Consider the following 18,159-nt stretch of genomic DNA (forward strand, 5'->3'; position numbering starts at 1 on the left):
GTGACTCAAGCATCGGCCTTGGCAGGTCGGCGGGTCCTGATTACCAGGAGTGCCGACCGTGCCCGGCCACTTGTTTCGCTCCTGCACACGCTCGGAGCGGAGCCGCTGGTGCTTCCCCTCATCGATTTCGAGCGGGCAGAGGACCAGGCTTCCCTCGACGTCGCCCTGGACCAGCTCTCCGCCGGATATTTTGACTGGATGGTGATCAGCAGCATCACCACCGTGCGTGTCCTGCTCGAAAAGGCTGCCGAGCGTGGCACGCCCCCCGCAAACCTCGTGCCGTCAGGGACGCGCGTGGCCACGATCGGTCCATCCTCCCGGCGGATCCTGGAAGCTATCGGCCTGACCGTCTCACTAGCACCCACTGACCTTCAATCTGCCGAAGGCCTCGTCGCCCTCTGGGAGCAGGCTCCTGGACGCGTTCTTCTCCCGCAAGCCGATATTGCGGGCCCCGGCCTGCGTGACGGATTGGCGGCCAAGGGCGCAGACGTAACGTCCGTGACCGCCTATCACACGGTGGACTACCCGGCCCGGACGGGACTGCGCCTCGACGCCGAACTGCCCGCCGGCGTCGTGCATTCCGGCCGTTCTGCATCCGGCCGTTCTGCATCCGGCAGTGCTGGTTCCCGGACCGGACACCCGCAGGAGATCACTCCCTCGGAAGCCCGCGCTGCCATTGACGCCGGGATGCTGGACGCCGTCGTGGCCGCTTCCCCCAGTGCCGCCCGGCGGATTGCGGAGACACTTCTGCCCATGGGCAGCTGCCGATTCATAGCCATTGGGCGTCCGACGGCGGCAGAGGCCACCCAGCTCGGCATCACCGTGGCAGCCACGGCCAAAGAACCTACCCCGGACGGCATTGCGGCCGCCTTGGAAACAGTATTCGCCAACGAAGGGAACCCCAGATGAGCTTTCCGAACCACCGTCCCCGCCGCTTGCGGACAACCCCGGCAATGCGCAGGCTCACGGCAGAAACACGCCTGGCCCCCGCAGACCTCATACTTCCGGCCTTCATCCGTGAGGGCCTCAGCGAGCCCAGCCCGATCAGTTCGATGCCCGGCGTCGTCCAGCACACCACCGACACTCTTAAGCGCGCCGCTGCGGAAGCCGTGGAACTGGGCGTAGGCGGCATCATGCTGTTCGGCGTGCCGGAGGTTCGGGACGCGCGGGGCACCGCATCCTTGGACCCGGAAGGTGTCCTGAACAAGGCCATCCGGGACGTCAAGGCCGAAGTAGGTGATGACCTCGTGATCATGGGCGATGTCTGCCTGGACGAATTCACTGACCACGGACACTGCGGCGTTCTGGATGCCGATGGATACGTGGATAACGATGCCACTTTGGAGATCTACGGCCAGATGGCCGTTGCCCAGGCGGAGGCGGGCGCCCACGTGCTTGGACCTTCAGGCATGATGGACGGACAAATCGCCGTCATCCGCCAGGCGTTGGAGGATTCCGGCCACAAGAACACCGTTGTCCTGGCCTATGCTGCCAAGTACGCCTCAGCTTTCTACGGTCCGTTCCGTGAAGCGGTGGACTCCCAACTGAAGGGTGACCGCCGAACGTACCAAATGGATGCAGCCAATCGTCGCGAAGCCATTCTCGAAGTGGAACTGGACCTTGAAGAAGGCGCCGACATGGTCATGGTCAAGCCGGCCATGAGTTACCTCGACATCCTCGCGGATATTGCGGCAATGAGCTCCGTACCGGTCTCGGCCTACCAAATCTCCGGGGAGTACGCCATGATCGAAGCGGCCGCTGCCAACGGCTGGATCGATCGGCGGGGCGCCATCACGGAGTCGGTGCTGGGCATCAAGAGGGCCGGAGCCGATACCGTCCTGACCTACTGGGCCTCCGAACTGGCAGGCTGGCTGAAGGAGTCCTGATGACCGCCGTGCCCTCCGAATCGGGACTTCCGTCCGCATCCGCGTCTGCATCCAGGGTTGACTCCGACCCAACCGCACCGGTGGGCGCTGCGGAAATCCTGCTCGGCCTGAACACCTTCGGGGACGCAGGCCTGGATGCCGACGGAAATCCCAAGGAGCACGCCCAGGTCCTGCGGGAGTTGCTGGAGGAAGCAAAGCTGGCTGATGCCCTGGGCCTTCATGCTTTTGGCGTGGGAGAGCATCACCGCCGTGATTTTGCAGTGTCTGCTCCCGAGGTCTTTCTCGCGGCAGCTGCCGCAGTGACTTCCTGGATCCGGCTCGGATCGGCCGTAACGGTACTTAGTTCGGATGATCCGATCCGGGTCTTCCAACGCTTTGCCACTGTTGACGCAATCTCCAACGGCCGGGCCGAGGTCATGTTGGGCAGGGGATCGTTTATTGAGTCCTTCCCATTGTTCGGACTGGACCTTGCGGACTATGACGTCCTGTTCGAAGAAAAGCTTGAGCTGTTTGACCAAGTACGGGCCCAGAAGCCGGTCCATTGGGAAGGGCGGACCCGCCCCAACGTGAACGGACTCCAGGTTTACCCACGGTTGCAGCACCATTTGCTGCCGGCATGGATAGGTGTGGGTGGGACACCTGAATCTGTGTTGCGGTGCGCGGAATATGGCTATCCGGTTATCTTCGCGATCATCGGGGGAGAGCCCCGCCGTTTCGCTCCCCTTGTAAATCTTTATCGCGACGCAATGGCCAAATACGGTCACTCCATGCGACAGATCGCGACGCACTCACCCGGCTTCATCTCAGATACTGACCAGGATGCCCGGGAAGAACTCTTTCCGCATTGGCTGGAGCAGCGCAACAGAATCGGGGCCGAGCGCGGCTGGGGTCCGGGAAACCGGGGGGAATTCGACGCAATGTGCGGACCGGAGGGCGCTCTTTATGTGGGTTCTCCCGAGACTGTGGCCCAAAAAATCGTCCTGCTCAAACGCAACCTCGGCGTGGACCGCTTCGACCTCAAATACAGCAACGGCACCCTGCCGCACGGATCCATGATGCGCTGCATCGAGTTGTACGGCACGGAAGTGGCCCCACGGGTCGCTGAGCTGCTGGCGGACGCCTCATAGCTGCGCTCCTGAATCACCGAAAGACGCTTCTGAATGACTGAAAGAATAGGAACCATGACTTCAAACACCCCTGTGTCCGACCAGCTTTTCGATCGAGCCCAGTCCCTCATGCCCGGCGGAGTGAACTCGCCCGTGCGTGCCTTCGGCTCTGTTGGCGGCACTCCGAAGTTCATGGTTTCGGCCAAGGGCGCCTACCTCACTGACGCTGATGGCAAGGAATACGTGGATCTTGTCTGCTCGTGGGGCCCGGCCCTGCTCGGCCATGCCCACCCCGCCGTGCTCGACGCCGTGCACGCTGCTGTGGACCGCGGCCTGTCCTTCGGAGCGTCCACCCCGGATGAGGCCAACCTCGCCGAGATCGTGAAGGAGCGCGTGTCCGCCGTCGAACGCCTGCGCATGGTTTCCACGGGCACCGAGGCCACGATGACGGCGGTTCGCCTCGCCCGTGGTTTTACCGGCCGCAACCTGATCATCAAGTTTGCCGGCTGCTACCACGGCCACTTGGACGGCCTGCTGGCAGCAGCGGGTTCCGGGCTCGCGACGTTGGCGCTCCCCGGTTCGGCCGGGGTCACGGCAGCCACCGCCGCTGAGACACTTGTTTTGCCTTACAACGACCTCGCAGCTGTTGAAGCTGCCTTCGCCAAGCACGGCGACAACATCGCGGCCGTGATCACCGAAGCTGCCCCGGCAAACATGGGTGTCGTCACCCCGGCCGAGGGCTTCAACGCCGGGCTGTCCCGCATCACCACGGAACACGGGGCGCTGCTCATCCTCGACGAAGTCCTCACCGGTTTCCGCACCGGTTACGCCGGCTACTGGGGACTCACGGGCCGCCAGGACGGATGGGCGCCGGACCTGCTGACCTTCGGCAAGGTCATTGGCGGCGGAATGCCGACGGCGGCCCTCGGCGGACGTGCCGACGTCATGGATTACCTCGCACCCGTGGGTCCGGTGTACCAGGCAGGCACGCTCTCAGGAAACCCTGTGGCTATGGCTGCCGGTGTCGCAACGCTTACCCATGCCACGCCTGACGTTTACGCCTATGTGGACGCCCGTTCGCTGGAGCTGTCCGCTGCTCTTTCCTCGGCACTTGATGCCGAAGGTGTGGACCACTCCATCCAGCGTGCAGGCAACCTGTTCTCGGTTGCCTTCGGTACCTCGGTCAGCGGTGTGCACAACTACGACGACGCCCAGGGCCAGCAAGCCTACCGCTACGCACCCTTCTTCCACTCGATGCTGGACTCCGGCGTCTACTTGCCGCCATCAGTCTTCGAAGCATGGTTCCTGTCCTCGGCGCATGACGACGCTGCCATGAACAGGATCGTTGACGCACTCCCGGCTGCTGCCAAGGCTGCAGCCGCCGCGATCGCCTAAGTCCGCGGTCGCCTAAGTTCGCGATCGCCCAGGGCAAGAACTTGCAGTGCCCCGGCCGGCTGTTCCAAGCAGGCTGGGGCACTGTCACTTCCCGGGGTAGGCTCGTAAGGGAAACCCAACCCCAACGAATTCACGGTTTACCATGCGCAAGATCCAGTCAATTGCATCCCTTGGAGTGAGGGCCGCGGCGGCCGGAATCCTGGTCACAATGGTGCCTGGTTGCTCAAATGGAAATGAAACCGCGAGCCCAACGACTTCGCCCGTTTCACCATCTGCAACTACCCCTTCGCCCACGAGGACCCCTGTTCCGTCCAAGTCCACTTCCGGGGCTTCAACCGAACCCACGGACTCCCGGCCACCTTCGGCAGCACCTACCCCTGAAGCACTGTCCACGGCGCAACAACAGCTTGCCAAGTTAAGTCTCGAACAACGCGTGGGGCAGCTCTTCATGGTTGCCGCGAAGGCGACGGGTGCTGAGCCAGGCACCATGGAAGCACTCACCAAATACCACGCAGGCAACGTCTACTTGAGTGGTCGCAGCAAGGCCGGGGCTGCTGCCACAGCTGCCGTCGTGGCCTCCCTTACCGGGACCGTTTCCGCCGAAACTACCGGTGGGGTGCCTCTCTTCGTGGCCACAGACCAGGAAGGTGGATACGTCCAGGTCCTGGCTGGTCCGGGTTTCTCCACCATCCCTGCCGCGTTGGTGCAAGCCGGAGCTGGTCCCGCGAAGCTGCGGGCAGACGCCACGGTTTGGGGAAAGGAACTGCTTAGCGCTGGCGTCAACGTCAATCTGGCTCCGGTCCTTGATACTGTGACGAGCCCTGAATTCGCGCCGTCCAATGCACCCATCGGACAATTCCAACGCGAGTACGGATTTGTGCCGGGGCAAGTGTCCAACCTCGGAAACGCTTTTGCCCAAGGCATGAAGGACGCGGGGGTGGCACCGGTCGTGAAGCACTTTCCAGGCCTCGGCAGGGTAATTCCCAACACCGATGTCAGCCAGAACGTCAGGGACACTGAAACCACGCGGAATGATCCCGCCTTGGAGCCATTTCGCACAGCCATTACGAACGGCGTGCAATGGGTCATGGTGTCCAATGCCTACTACGACCAAATCGACCCCGCCAACATTGCGCCGTTCTCGCCCGTGGTCATGGGGCAGATGCTTCGCGGGGACGCTGGCTTCAAGGGCATTATCCTCTCGGATGACGTCTGTAGTGCAGCACAGTTGAAGCCGTGGACCACCGCGGACCGTGCCATCAACTTCTTCGCAGCGGGCGGCACGATGCTGGTTTGCGCGGACCCGGGAAGCATCCCCGCTATGTATGACGCCGTACTCCAGAAAGCACAGTCCGAGCCAGATTTTCGTACCAAGGTAGATGCTGCGGCCTTGACGGTGCTGTCGGTGAAACCAGGGAAGTAATGCTGGAACTAAGTCAAGGGCGCGGAGACTGGCCGGTGCCTGACCGCAGCTGCCCTTAATACAGGAAACCCCGCCTCCATGACTTTTCACCACTGGGGCGACCGTCTGGAGGCGGGGTCTGCTGTTTGGCTGCCTTGCGGGGACTAGAGGACGTCCGAGAGGAATCCTTGGAGCCGCTCTGTCCGGGGGCTGTTGAACAGCTGCTCCGGCGGACCTGATTCCACAACTACGCCGGCGTCCATGAACGTCACTACATCTGAGACATTGCGGGAGAAGCCCATCTCATGGGTAACCACCACCATGGTCATGCCTCCCTGCGCGAGATCGGTCATCAGGGCAAGTACGCCCTTGACGAGTTCCGGGTCCAGCGCGGAAGTGGCCTCATCGAAGAACATAACCTCGGGCTTCATGGCAAGCGCACGGGCAATGGCGACGCGCTGTTGCTGGCCACCCGAAAGGTTGGCAGGGCGGGCATCGGCCCTGTGCTTGAGGCCGACCAGGTCCAGTTGGGCCAAGGCCTCCTCACGTGCCTGTTCCTTTGAGAGTCCACGAATCTTACGGAGCGCCAGAGAGATGTTCTCGGCCACCGTCTTGTGGGGGAAGAGGTTGAATTGCTGGAACACCATGCCGATGCGACGCCGGAGCTCGTCGGGATTGTCCTTGAGGACGGAACGGCCGTCCAACAGGATGTCGCCCTGGTCAGGTTCGATGAGTCGGTTCATCACGCGGAGCAGCGTTGACTTGCCGGAACCCGAGGGGCCGATGACCGAAGCCGTGGTGCCCTTCTCAACGTGCAGGTCGATTCCCCGCAGGACATGGTTGGTGCCGAACGACAAATGGATGTTTTTTGCCGTCAACGTGCCGGATGTGAATTCACTCATGCGTGGGCTCCCTTCCCTACGACCGCCGCGGCATCGTCCGGTTCTTTCTTTTCAGGCCTGCCTGAACGGAAGCGGGCATCAATCCAGTTCACGAAGTGCGTGAGCGGAATAGTGAGCACCAGGTAGAAGATGGCCGCAGCCACATAAGGCGAGAGGTTGCCGCTGGTCGCAGCCGCGTCCTTGCCGATCTGGAAGATCTCGCGCTCAGTGGCCAGCAGGCCCAGCAGGAAGACGAGGGAGGATTCCTTGATCAGGGCAATGAATTGATTGACCAAGGCAGGAAGCACTCGGCGGATGCCTTGGGGAACCACTACCAAACGCATGGAAGCGCCGTAGCCGAACCCCAAGGCACGGGACGCTTCGAGCTGTCCCTTGTCCACGCTCTGGATACCGGAGCGGAAGATCTCGCCGATGTATGCCCCCGACATCAAAGACAATGCTGCGATGGCCATCGGGTAGGGGCTCGTGGAACCAGTCAGTTCACGGATGATGGGGCCAAAGCCGAATCCGATGACCAGAATGGTCAGCACGGGCGGAAGTCCGCGGAGGACGTCCGTGTAGATGCGTGCAATCCACCGGGCCGCGGCGTTCCGGGAAATCCCCATCAGGGCCAGGGCCATGCCCAGCAGGGTCCCGATGATGCCCGAAATGACAGCGAGCACCAGGGTGTTCGGCAGGCCGACGGCAAACATCTTGGGAATGACTTCGCCCATCGCCTCCCAGTCAAAGAAGGTGTCAGCCAGTTGCTTGAGGATATCCATGGAACGCCCGGGTTACTTGGCCGGGATCTGGACGGCCTTGCTGCCCGGCTTCCAGCCCTGCGGAGTCTGCTCGGCCGCGGTGGGACGATCCTTGTACCACTCGGAGGTGAGCTTGGTCCATGTACCGTCAGCAATAACGGCGTCCAGGCCGGCGTTCAGGGCATCGAGGAGGGGCTGGTTGTCCTTGTTCACAGCGTAAGCCGTGAAGTTCTGCGTGTTGACAACCTTTTCGGCGATCTTGGTACCGTCGCCGTCCTTGACCTGGCCGGAAGCCTGCTGGGAGGGAGCCACCCAAGCGTCGATCTGACCGTTCTTCACGTTGCCATAAACGGTGTTGTAGTCAGGGAAACGCACGGGCTCGAGCTTAAGTGTGTTGGTGACATAGTCATCCTGGACGGTGCCCTGGACGACGCCGATCCGGACGCCTTCCTTGAGGTCGGCGAAGCCGGTGACCTTGGCGTCGTTCTTGGTCACAACGGCCATGTAGCCAAAGTCGTAGCCGTTGGTAAAGCCGACGGTCTTGCGACGGGCGTCCGTGGTGGAGATCGAGGAGGATCCGACGTCGAACTGCTTGTTTGCTACCTGCGAGAGCAGGGCGGAGAAGTCAGTCGAGGCAAACTCCACCTTCAGGCCAAGCTTGTCGCCGATGGCGCGCAGGAGCTCGTTGTCATAACCGGTGAACTTGCCCGAAGGATCAATGAAGATGTTCGGCGGTGCATCAGACAGGGTACCAACACGCAGCGTGCCATCGGTGACGAGGCCCAGCTTGGACTTGTCGATCTTGTCCAACGCGGTGACGTCCGCAGTGGTGTACTTGTCCAGGGTCTGCTGGTCGCTGCCGGCGAGGGCATCGGTGGGCGAGCCGCTGGGCTGGGAGGTTCCTCCGCCGCATGCTGCCAAGGAGATCGCCAGGGCCGCCGCTACGGGAGCAGCAGACAGCCACTTGAGGGCTTTGAATTTCATGAAGAAATCACTTTCGTCGGGTCACAGAGACGTTCGCGGTGGGCGGGGAACGTGGCAGCAAGTATGGGGATGGCTGCCCTAGCAGACTTCAACCCGCCAAACTTAATTATGTCACCAGCCCACGGAAGCGCTGTGAATCGAACAAGTGATTGCTCTGGCTCGCTTATTACGAATAAAGTTTCTGGATGACGCCTTACCTCGCCGAACTATTCCGGCGATAGGCAAGGTGATGGAATCCCTGCGTGCAAGGTTCGTGCTGAAGGAGCTTGGGGATTCTTGTGACTTGCGTCCCAACTCCGGCTGGTCTGGAGCTGGAACCCCCTCAGAAGCCGCCTCGACTGGCGTCCTCGGGTGGCAGTACGGGCCACTCGCCTTCGATGACAGCGGTGGGCTTGCTTCGCCGCAGATACTGCTGGAAGTCAGCAGCTTGGGATGCGGCCCAGTCCACCTGCAAATGGTGCAGCTTGGAGGCCGGCATTTGCAACTTGGGGAATTTGCCAGCCATGGCATCCAAAACGCGCAGTGTCGCCAAGGCGTCCGCAGCGGAGGTGTGGGCGTTGTCCAGGTTCACACCATATTCCTCGCATAAAGCTGTCAAGGTGCGCTTGCCCTTACGGTACCGGTCCACCTGCTTGTTCATCACATATGGGTCCAGTACCGGGAAACGGGTCAATTGCGGGACACCATGCCGTGCTGACTCGGCGGCGAGCACCGTGAAGTCGTAGCTGGCGTTGAAAGCAATGACGGGAGTGTCGTCGTCGAACAATTTTTGAAGAACGGCGGCCAACTCGCGGGCGACCTCGGCCGCCGGGCGGCCTTCGGCGCGGGCCCTCTCCGTGGTCACTCCGTGGACCTCGCTGGCCTCCAGCGGAATCTCCACCCCGGGGTCCGCCAGCCATTCATGCTCTTTGATGAGCTGTCCGTGCGCGTCCACCACAGTGATTGAAGCCGTGACGATGCGGGCGGAACGGGAATTCTTCCCTGTGGTTTCGAGGTCGAAGGCAGCGCGGGGGAGGGTATTCCAGGAGCTCATGTTTTCACGCTACCGGCTGGCACCGACAGTACTGGGCACGACACTCCTGCAGCTACGCTGGAGCACATGCGGATGGAGTATGTGACGGCGGTACTGGCTGTCGTGGACCTTGTTCCGCCCGGCACGGCCGTGTCATATGGTGACGTCGCAGAACTCCTTGGAGCCGGCGGACCCAGGCAAGTGGGCGCGGTGATGAGCCACTACGGCAGTTCCGTAGCTTGGTGGCGCGTCCTGCGGGCAAGCGGTGATGCCCCGCCCGGCCACGAGGCAGAGGCCCTGCGCCATTATGTGCAGGAGTCCACGCCCCTGCACGGCGCCTTTGAGGAGTTCCTGCGGACAGGTGAGGGCCGCTGGCGTGTGGACCTCGGCACTGCACGATGGGCACCAACTGATCCTGATTTCGATCTTATTGATGTGATCTCGGACCAGTTGGAGCGTCAGCTCCATATTTTGTCGGTGCCCGATGATGAAATGACTGTGTGACCGCAACAGCTAGTAAAGCCCGCCAAGCCGCGGCAGCCCTCCGCCTGCTTCCGCCGCGCGAGATTCACTACGCGGCATCTGACCTGTCTCCGGACCAGCGTGCGGTGGTGTCAGTCAGGCAAGGAGGCGGACCTGTCCTGGTCCCTGGAGGTCCGGGCACCGGAAAGTCCACAGTGCTGGTCGAATCAGCGGTCCGCCGTGTTAATGAAGACGGCGTAGATCCCGAACGGATCCTTATTCTCGCCCCTGGCCGACACGCTGCGGCCGCCTTGCGGGACACCTTCACCGGTCGCCTGGACAGGAGCCTCAGTACGACGCCGGCACGCACCTGGGCGTCGTACGCGTTCGACGTCATCCGGCGCGCCAAAGCGGAAGGCGTCCTGCCGTTGCCCCGGCCGCCCAAGCTCCTGTCCGGACCGGAACAGGATCTGATCATCAAAGAGTTACTGGAGGGCCATTCCCGCCCAGGGCACCAGTTGCCCTGGCCAGAGGACCTCTCCGCAGCGTTGCCCACCCGTGGTTTCCGCCACGAGGTCCGCCAATTATTTGATCGCATTATCGAGGCCGGCCGCACTGCAGAGGACCTGGTGGGCCTCGCCTATGAATGTGGGCGTCCGGATTGGATGGCAGCCGCCGAGCTCTACGGTGAGTACAGGGATGTTTTGGACCTCCGAATGCCCGAGGCCTTCGATCCCGCGGGGATCATCACCACGGCGCGCCAGATTTTTCAGGACTCGCCCGCTTTCCTGGCCGCTGAGCGCGACCGCCTGCAGCTGATTCTCGTGGACGACGCCCAGGAATCCAATCCTGCCGTGTTTGAACTCCTCGCGGATATTGCTGAGGGCAAGGACGCCGTAGTTACATATTCGCCAGACACGGTGGTGCAAGGCTTTCGCGGAGCGCGGCCGGACCTTGTCGCCGAGCTGCCCTTGCTGCTCGAAGGAAGCCACGAGGTTCTTGAGCGGCCACTGTGGATCACCCATCGTCACCGACCCGAGGTGGCGGAGGCCTGGACAAGGGTTGCCGCACGTATCTCCCAACGATCCGGAGGCCAACGGGCCAGGCGCCTCGAACAGCCGGACTCCATCGAAGGCGCTCAGGAAAACAGCAACGGGGGGCGGGTGGAAGGGCATGTGCTGCCTTCTCCCGTCCATGAGCTCCGGTATGTTGCACAGCGGATTCTGGAAGCCCAGTTGCGTGAGGGCCGGGAGTTTGGTGACATCGCCGTCATTGTCCGCAATGGTGGATTGATCTCGCAGCTCCAGCGTTACCTCAACGGACAGGGAATCCCCGTGCGTGTTCCGGTGGCTGATTCCGCAGTACGGGACGAGGTGGCCGTCCGACCCCTCCTGGAGGTCTTCGCTGTCATCCTTGACCCGGCCAAGCTCACTCCTGAGACCGCTGTTTCCCTCCTGACTTCGCGTATTGGTGGAGCCTCCGCCATTGAGCTCCGCCGCCTCCGTCAATCTCTCCGGCGCGAGGAGCTCCTGGGGGGCGGCGGTCGATCCAGTGACGCTTTGCTGGTAGAAGCGCTGCTTGAACCCGGAGCGCTGGCGTCGTTGGGGATTGAAGGGAACCCTGCCCGGCGGCTTGCACGGATGATCGCTGCCGGCACCGCCGCAGCAGCCGAGCCGGGGGCCAATGCGGAATCTGTCCTCTGGGCGCTGTGGCATGCCACGGGCTTGGCTTCGCGCTGGTCTGACGCCGCCTTGGAAGGAGGGAGTGCCGGGGCCCGCGCTGACCGCGACCTTGACGCCATGATGGCGCTGTTCCACACAGCTGAGCGGTTTGTGGATCAACTGCCTGGCTCCGGCCCGGAACAGTTCCTCGATTACTTGTTGAACCAGGAACTTCCGATGGACACCCTTGCGGCGAGGGCCCAGCTTGAGGAGTGCGTGGAAATCATGACTCCCGCCAGTGCTGCAGGCCGCGAATGGCCTGTCGTGATCGTGGCCGGCCTGCAGGAAGGTGTCTGGCCGAACACCCGTCTACGCGGCGAACTCCTGGGCAGTACCCTGTTTGCGGACGCCGTGGAGCATGGAGTTGAATACGCGCTGGGCCGCGGGCCCCTCAGCAGGCTGAGGGACATTCGCTACGACGAACTCAGGAGTTTCTCCACAGCGGTCTCGCGCGCCAAGGAGGTCCTCATCTGCACGGCAGTCTCCTCCGAGGACGAACAACCATCGGCCTTCCTGGATTATGTGGCCCCCTTGGCTCCCGGCGATTACAGGCGTGACTACACCCCGGTGGATCGTCCAATGACCCTGCGTGCGCTGGTAGCTGAGTTGAGACAGCATGCCCAGGCTGAGGATCAGGACGACGGCGAATCGTCCACCGCGCGCGAAGCAGCGCGGGTGCTGGCTCGCCTCGCGTCTGTTGATCCACCAGTAGCGGGAGCCCATCCGGATACATGGTGGGGTTTGGCTCCCTTGAGCTCCGAGGAAGCGGTGGCCCCGGCGGGAGGCACTGTTTCCGTGTCGCCATCCAAGGTGGAGGCTGTCCACAAGTCCCCCCTGGACTGGTTTGTGCAAGCGGCCGGGGGAGAAGCTGCCACCGACTTCGCACGGAGCCTTGGCACACTGGTCCACACCATTGCACAGGAGCTGCCGGACGCTTCGGGTGCCCAGTACGTTGCCGAACTCGTTCGCCGCTGGCCGACCCTTGGCATGAAGGACAATTGGGAGGGCAAGCTCGATTACCAGCGCGCGGAACTGATGGTTCGCAAGTTAGCGCAGTACGTGCTCATCATGCGCAGCGAAGGCCGGAGCCTGCTCGCGGTGGAGCACGACTTCGAAGTCCAACTTCCTGACGTCCACCTTCCTTCTGCATGTCTGGAGGAAGGTGCGGATGATTCCGCAGCCACCCGGCACGCTGTGCTTCGCGGACAGGTTGACCGCTTGGAAATCGACGCCGAAGGCCGTTTGGTGATCGTCGATCTCAAGACCGGAAAACGCCAGCCGGGCAAGGCCGAAGTGGCCCGGCACCCTCAGCTGGGGGCGTACCAGGCAGCGGTTCTCAAAGGTGCATTTGAGGATGCGGGCACGTTGGGGGAGTTCGACAAACCTGTTCCCGGTGGGGCCGTCCTTGCACAGCTGGGAACCAAGACCAAAACCCCCGGGGTTCAACAACAGGATCCACTCGAGCCTGACGACAACTGGGCAGAGGCTTTGGTCAACGAGGCCGCGGAACTCATGGCCGGCGCGACGTTCGAGGCCCGGCACGATCCGAGCAAAGGGGGACACGGCGGACATGGCTGCCGTCTACCCGATATTTGCCCACTGTGCGCCAGAGGAAAGCAGGTCACTGAATGACTACCGATCTTCTTGAAGGATCCGAAACCAGGGACGCCGAAATCCTGGATGTGGAGTCCGGGCTGCCTGTTCCCAGGTTCTCCCCGTCCGAGTTGGCAGACATTCTTGGCGAAAAGAACCATCCCACTGCTGAGCAGGCCAGCATTATTTCTTCCTCGCTCACTCCGCGCCTTGTGATAGCTGGCGCGGGCTCGGGGAAGACCGCCACCATGGCAGACCGCGTTGTGTGGCTTGTGGCCAATGGTTGGGTCCGGCCCGAGGAAGTCCTTGGTGTGACATTTACCCGTAAAGCTGCCGGCGAGCTGGCCAGCAGAATCCGGGCCAAACTGGCCACCCTCCAGCGAATAGCAGGCGAGGACGATGGCAGCATCGGCTTCCCTGAGGGGCTTCTGGGTGCCGATGACCTTGAGCCCAAGGTGTCCACCTACCATTCCTACGCGAGCGGAATTGTTTCGGACTATGGATTGAGATTGGGTATCGAGCGCGACGTCGTCCTGCTGGGTGCCGCGCAATCGTGGCAGTTGGCAAGCGAGGTCGTTGAGGCCTACGACGGCGAATATGAGCATTTCACCGCGGCAAAGTCGACGCTCGTCAATGCCGTCATCCAGCTCGCGGGTGAGTGCGCAGAACACCTGCAGGACCCGGCCGCCGTCCGGGACTGGTTGCTGGAGCGCGTTCAGTCCTTCGAACAGCTCCCTTATGTGGCCGGTGCAAAGAAGAACCCGACGCAGGCGGCAGGCGAGCTCGCTGCCATGCTGCGGACCCGGGCCAGCGTCGCAGACATGGTTCTCCGGTACCAGGATGCAAAACGGCAAAGGGGAGTGCTGGATTTCGGGGACCTCGTGGCACTCGCGGCCCGCATTTCGAGGGAAATACCATTGGCTGCGGCCACTGAGCGGGCACGCTACAAGGTGGTGCTGCTGGACGAGTTCCAGGACACTTCGCATGCTCAGCTTGTCTTGTTTTCGCGCCTCTTCGGTCTCGGCCATGCCGTCACCGCGGTAGGGGACCCCAACCAATCGATCTACGGATTCCGCGGTGCCTCGGCGGGGCAGCTCTTCCACTTTGTGCAGGAGTTCCCTGTGAGGCACAACGACCAAGAGTCAGACGGCGAGGCCTATTCCGTGGCCCCGACGTCTTACCTGACCACGGCTTGGCGCAACGGCCGGAACATCCTCCAAGCGGCCAACACAATTGCGGCCCCGTTGAACAAAGCCGCGGCCACCGACGGTCCGGCGGGGGAGAGAGGGAATGCAGGTGGCGTTGCTGTTCCGCCCCTGGTGCCGAGTCCGGCCGCGGCCGAAGGCAGCGTTGTTATCGGTCGCTTTGGCACTGACGAAGACGAGGCTGGCGCTATTGCCCGCGACATCCGGCGCTACCAGAGGACTGTCTTCGAGGAAGAGAAAGACGGTACTCCGGTCAAGCCAACCATGGCGGTTCTGTGCCGGCGACGTGCGCAGATGGAATGCCTTCGGAGGGAATTCGAACTCCAAGGAATTCCCTATGAGATCGTCGGCCTCGGCGGTCTGTTGGACACTCCTGAGATCGTGGACTTGGTGGCAACGCTGCGGGTCCTGGCTGATCCTGGCCGTTCCGATGCTTTGATGCGACTTCTGGCGGGAGCCCGCTGGCGCATTGGACCAGCGGACCTCATGGCGCTCAACGATTGGTCCCGTTTCCTGGCCAAGCGGAGGTCAGGACCTGGCGACACCCTTGAGGTCGCCGACGAAGAACCGGCTGCAGTCGTGATGGAAAGCGACATCACTGACGCCGCAAGCCTGGTGGAAGCCCTGGACTTCCTGCCGCGGCCGGGCTGGACATCCGGACATGGGAGAACACTGAGCCTTTCAGCCCTGCAACGATTAACGAGGTTGTCTGAGGAATTGCGCTCCCTTCGAACGTACATCGGTGATGACCTGACTACACTGCTCGGCGAAGTTGAGCGTGCCATGTTGCTGGATATCGAGGTGGCGGCAAAGCCGGGAGTGAGCATTCATCAAGCACGGCGAAACCTGGATGCCTTCCAGGACGCAGCCGCTGGATTCCTGCAGACGTCGCAGCGGATCGACCTCCTGGCGTTCCTCTCCTGGCTGGAAGCTGCGGCCTCCGAAGAGGGTGGCCTGGATATTGCCCCTCTTGAAACCAACCGGGAAGCAGTCCAACTCTTGACCGTCCATGCCTCCAAGGGGCTGGAATGGGACGTCGTATTTGTCCCCGGGCTCAACGCGGGTTCCTTCCCCAGCAACAGGGACTCAAGGTGGAGCAGCGGTGCAGCTGCCTTGCCATGGCCGTTGCGGGGTGACCGAGCCGATCTGCCGCAGTGGGATCTTGACCAGCAGGACCAAAAGGGTTGGCTGGACGCAGAGARGGACTTCAAGTCGGAAGTTCAACATCATGGCGAAGCCGAGGAACGCAGGCTTGCATACGTCGCCTACACCCGGGCCAAGTTCGTTTTGATGGTATCCAGCTCCGCGTGGAATGGGTCCAGGTCCGGTATGGCAGGGATGTCGTCGTTCCTATCCGAGTTGGCGCCACTCGCGGGAGTGCCCTCCTCGTCCGGGAATGCCCTCGCTGTCGTGGCCGGGCGGAGCGTTGTGGTCCACCCTGAATCAGTAGCCGAAGAATCACTGCCCGATAGCAGTCCGCTCACAGCAACGTTGGAAGTGGCTCAATTTCCTTATGATCCACTCGAAGGCCCGTCCGATCCGCGTACCGGAGCCCGTATCAGGCTCGTTCCCGGCCGCCGGGCCGCCATGGACCGGGCTGCAGCCCAGGTACTTGAATTCATGGAGGGAGCCGCTTCCGAAGCATCACCGGAAGAGTTGACAGGCAACCCGGGGCGCTGGTCACACGAAGCCCAGCTGCTATTGGATCGCCGGCTCCAGGGAAAACTTCATCAGGACGTGCACTTGCCCAGCCATATCTCGGCGTCCCTGTTTGTTGACCTTGGCTCAGATCCTGCAGCTGTGCTGGCCCAACTCCGTCGGCCCGTGCCCCGCGAACCAGGCATTTCGGCCCGAAAGGGCACAGCCTTCCACGCCTGGGTGGAGGAGTACTTCGGAACAACCGGCATGTTGGACATCGACGAAGCACCTGGCTCGGATGCCCATATCGACGAAGCGTACGGCTTGGATCACATGGTTGAAGCGTTCAAGCAATCCGAGTGGGCGCACCGGGCTCCAGCCTTTGTGGAAGTGCCTGTGGAAACGAGGATCGGTGAGGTGGTGGTCCGCGGACGGATCGACGCCGTTTTCCGTGACGCGGACGGGCGCTGGCAACTCATTGACTGGAAGACGGGTCGCCGGCCGGCGGGCAAACAGCTCGCAGCGAGAGCCGTGCAACTGGCTGTCTACCGACTTGCATGGGCGAGGTTGAAGGGCGTTCCCCTGGAGGAAGTCAGCGCGGCGTTCTACTACGTTGCAGAGGATGCTGTCGTGCGTCCGCATGACTTGGGCAGTGCCGAGGAACTTGAGCAGATCATCAGCAAGGCCCTCAAGAACGAGTTATCGGGTGGGGTCTCCAGGTAGAAGGAGCGCTGGATAGCTCGCCCGGAACCCCGGTGTGGAAACGCTGGTCTATGAACGTTCGCCAGCATGCAGTGGTGTCACATTGACAACGTTCAAAGCTGCAGTCGACGCGTCATCCTGAGGCCGGGAGGTGGGTTCTTCCGCCAACTTATCGGACCTGGTTTCGGCATCCGGGCCTGATGCTGCGTCCTTGCCAGGCGCTTCCTTGCCAGGCGCTTCCTTGCCAGGCGCTTGGGCGTCAGGCAATCCGGCGTGGGGGACGTCCTTGGAAGACGTGGGAGGTAGGGGCGTCGCTGAAACTGAGGCGCCGGCGTCGGGAATCGCCACAACTGTAACGGCAGGCTGCTGGGTGTGCGTCGAGTGCTTCGAGGCATCCTGTAGTGCTGCCTTTTCGGCCTCCGCCTCGGCTGCTGCTGCCTGCTCTGCGGCAAGTACGGCCTGGTCATGCCGGGCTTGCTCTTCGATGTCGTCCGCGAGGGACTGCAGCATTGATACTGCCTCCGACGTCATATCCTCGTGCCCAACGGCTATTGCCTTCACCAGGTACTGGGCCAACGCGAATTCAGCCAGCAAAGCGGCCCGTCGAAGCAGATGGGCGTCAGGCGTGTCCCGGCGCGCTTCGGTATACCGGCTTAGCACGGCCTCAACGAACGAGGATTCGTTGGACGCTACCAGCCAAGCAAAATCATCGGCGGGATCCCCGATGCGAAGGTCGGTCCATCCTGTTAATGCCGTCACAGTGTCGTCCTGGACCATCAGGTTGTCTTCATGAAGGTCGCCATGAACCACCGAGGGGTTGAATCGCCAGAGCGCGACGTCCTCAAGGGCATGTTCCCAGCGACGCAGCAATATGGCAGGAATCCTGCCAGTGGTGGCTGCCTGGTCCAATTCGTTGAGCTTGCGCTGCCGAAACTCGTTGGCCGAGTAACTGGGTAGATCAGCGTTGTTGACCAGTGCCAAGGGGAGGTCGTGGATGGCGGCAAGGGCGTTGCCAATATCACGGGCCAAAGCCGGGCTGCCAGCGGATAGTTCGTCAATGGACAGCGTGGAACCTTGCAGATGGGCGTACACGAACGTTGTGAGAGCGCCCTGCCGGACTGTGCCGGCGACGGTTGGCACGTGGAAAGGAAGCTCGGCACGGATGGCGGGCGCGAAGGCCCGCAGGACCATGAATTCCGTTTCGAGGCGGGTACTGGCCTCGGGATGGCGCGGCGAACGGACGCGCCAGCGCTTGCCTTCCGCGTCGAGCAACAACGCCGAATCGAAGTCGGCGTCGTCGTCGGGGGAATAGGCTGTAGCCGTCGGTGTCAGTCCGGGCACCGCCGCGGTTGCTACAGCGGCCAGTTCGAGCGGTGTTCTTCTCACGTCTTCCACGGTAGATTGACTGGCG

13 protein-coding genes are annotated in these 18,159 nt (G+C 62.4%); 8 read left to right on the top strand and 5 right to left on the bottom strand.

Annotated features, from left to right (window positions below; all coding sequences use genetic code 11):
* The 5 genes from AC1DCM_RS10970 to AC1DCM_RS10990 all read left to right on the top strand — a co-directional run bounded on the left by AC1DCM_RS10970 (nt 1) and on the right by AC1DCM_RS10990 (nt 5,810).
* Nucleotides 1-909, top strand: coding sequence for a uroporphyrinogen-III synthase (locus tag AC1DCM_RS10970; RefSeq protein WP_477518246.1), 909 nt, complete (start codon nt 1-3; stop codon nt 907-909).
* Entirely contained in the window at nt 906-1,886 is a 981-nt protein-coding gene (hemB, locus tag AC1DCM_RS10975; protein ID WP_477518247.1) for a porphobilinogen synthase, read from the top strand. Before AC1DCM_RS10970 ends, hemB begins: the two co-directional genes overlap by 4 nt.
* Nucleotides 1,886-3,013, top strand: a complete 1,128-nt coding sequence (locus tag AC1DCM_RS10980; protein ID WP_477518248.1) for an LLM class flavin-dependent oxidoreductase — start codon at nt 1,886-1,888, stop codon at nt 3,011-3,013. The genes hemB and AC1DCM_RS10980 overlap by 1 nt, the downstream gene beginning before the upstream one ends.
* Nucleotides 3,014-3,067: 54 nt before the next feature.
* Nucleotides 3,068-4,387: a glutamate-1-semialdehyde 2,1-aminomutase gene (gene hemL, locus AC1DCM_RS10985; protein WP_477518249.1), complete on the top strand. Its 1,320-nt coding sequence runs from the start codon at nt 3,068-3,070 to the stop codon at nt 4,385-4,387.
* Nucleotides 4,388-4,820: 433 nt separating this feature from the next.
* A complete protein-coding gene (locus tag AC1DCM_RS10990; protein WP_477518250.1) occupies nt 4,821-5,810 on the top strand; it encodes a glycoside hydrolase family 3 N-terminal domain-containing protein in 990 nt (329 codons plus the stop codon).
* 143 nt (nt 5,811-5,953) lie between these two features.
* Here AC1DCM_RS10990 and AC1DCM_RS10995 read toward each other — a convergent pair whose 3' ends face one another.
* From AC1DCM_RS10995 to AC1DCM_RS11010, 4 genes are all read right to left on the bottom strand, one after another.
* Nucleotides 5,954-6,691 carry an amino acid ABC transporter ATP-binding protein gene (locus AC1DCM_RS10995; protein WP_431115782.1) on the bottom strand — a complete coding sequence of 246 codons (738 nt, stop codon included), beginning with the start codon at nt 6,689-6,691 and terminating at the stop codon, nt 5,954-5,956.
* The gene (locus tag AC1DCM_RS11000) at nt 6,688-7,452 is read right to left on the bottom strand and encodes an amino acid ABC transporter permease (protein WP_477518251.1); all 765 of its coding nucleotides are present in this window, start codon (nt 7,450-7,452) and stop codon (nt 6,688-6,690) included. Before AC1DCM_RS11000 ends, AC1DCM_RS10995 begins: the two co-directional genes overlap by 4 nt.
* Before the next feature lie 12 nt (nt 7,453-7,464).
* A complete protein-coding gene (locus AC1DCM_RS11005; protein ID WP_477518252.1) occupies nt 7,465-8,415 on the bottom strand; it encodes an ABC transporter substrate-binding protein in 951 nt (316 codons plus the stop codon).
* Nucleotides 8,416-8,737: 322 nt separating this feature from the next.
* A complete protein-coding gene (locus tag AC1DCM_RS11010; RefSeq protein WP_477518253.1) occupies nt 8,738-9,448 on the bottom strand; it encodes an exonuclease domain-containing protein in 711 nt (236 codons plus the stop codon).
* A 66-nt stretch (nt 9,449-9,514) separates the two neighbouring features.
* Here AC1DCM_RS11010 and AC1DCM_RS11015 point away from each other — a divergent pair, with 66 nt between their 5' ends.
* Genes AC1DCM_RS11015 through AC1DCM_RS11025 form a run of 3 tightly spaced genes read left to right on the top strand, consistent with a single transcriptional unit; the run spans nt 9,515 to nt 16,769 of the window.
* Entirely contained in the window at nt 9,515-9,931 is a 417-nt protein-coding gene (locus AC1DCM_RS11015; RefSeq protein WP_477518254.1) for an MGMT family protein, read from the top strand.
* Nucleotides 9,928-13,242 carry an ATP-dependent helicase gene (locus AC1DCM_RS11020; RefSeq protein ID WP_477518255.1) on the top strand — a complete coding sequence of 1,105 codons (3,315 nt, stop codon included), beginning with the start codon at nt 9,928-9,930 and terminating at the stop codon, nt 13,240-13,242. Before AC1DCM_RS11015 ends, AC1DCM_RS11020 begins: the two co-directional genes overlap by 4 nt.
* Entirely contained in the window at nt 13,239-16,769 is a 3,531-nt protein-coding gene (locus tag AC1DCM_RS11025) for an ATP-dependent helicase (RefSeq protein ID WP_477518256.1), read from the top strand. Before AC1DCM_RS11020 ends, AC1DCM_RS11025 begins: the two co-directional genes overlap by 4 nt.
* A gap of 48 nt (nt 16,770-16,817) precedes the next feature.
* Here the strand turns inward: AC1DCM_RS11025 and AC1DCM_RS11030 are convergent, their stop codons facing one another.
* On the bottom strand, nt 16,818-18,134 hold the full coding sequence (locus tag AC1DCM_RS11030) for a macrolide 2'-phosphotransferase (RefSeq protein ID WP_477518257.1): 1,317 nt from the start codon (nt 18,132-18,134) through the stop codon (nt 16,818-16,820).
* Nucleotides 18,135-18,159 lie beyond the last annotated feature (25 nt).

This window comes from Paenarthrobacter sp. 10N417 (assembly GCF_056394745.1).

Coding starts and splice junctions, on each gene's coding strand:
- hemB (WP_477518247.1), top strand. CDS start 906: ATGAGCTTTCCGAACCACCGTCCCCGCCGCTTGCGGACAACCCCGGCA.
- AC1DCM_RS10980 (WP_477518248.1), top strand. CDS start 1,886: ATGACCGCCGTGCCCTCCGAATCGGGACTTCCGTCCGCATCCGCGTCT.
- hemL (WP_477518249.1), top strand. CDS start 3,068: ATGACTTCAAACACCCCTGTGTCCGACCAGCTTTTCGATCGAGCCCAG.
- AC1DCM_RS10995 (WP_431115782.1), bottom strand. CDS start 6,691: ATGAGTGAATTCACATCCGGCACGTTGACGGCAAAAAACATCCATTTG.
- AC1DCM_RS11000 (WP_477518251.1), bottom strand. CDS start 7,452: ATGGATATCCTCAAGCAACTGGCTGACACCTTCTTTGACTGGGAGGCG.
- AC1DCM_RS11005 (WP_477518252.1), bottom strand. CDS start 8,415: ATGAAATTCAAAGCCCTCAAGTGGCTGTCTGCTGCTCCCGTAGCGGCG.
- AC1DCM_RS11010 (WP_477518253.1), bottom strand. CDS start 9,448: ATGAGCTCCTGGAATACCCTCCCCCGCGCTGCCTTCGACCTCGAAACC.
- AC1DCM_RS11015 (WP_477518254.1), top strand. CDS start 9,515: ATGCGGATGGAGTATGTGACGGCGGTACTGGCTGTCGTGGACCTTGTT.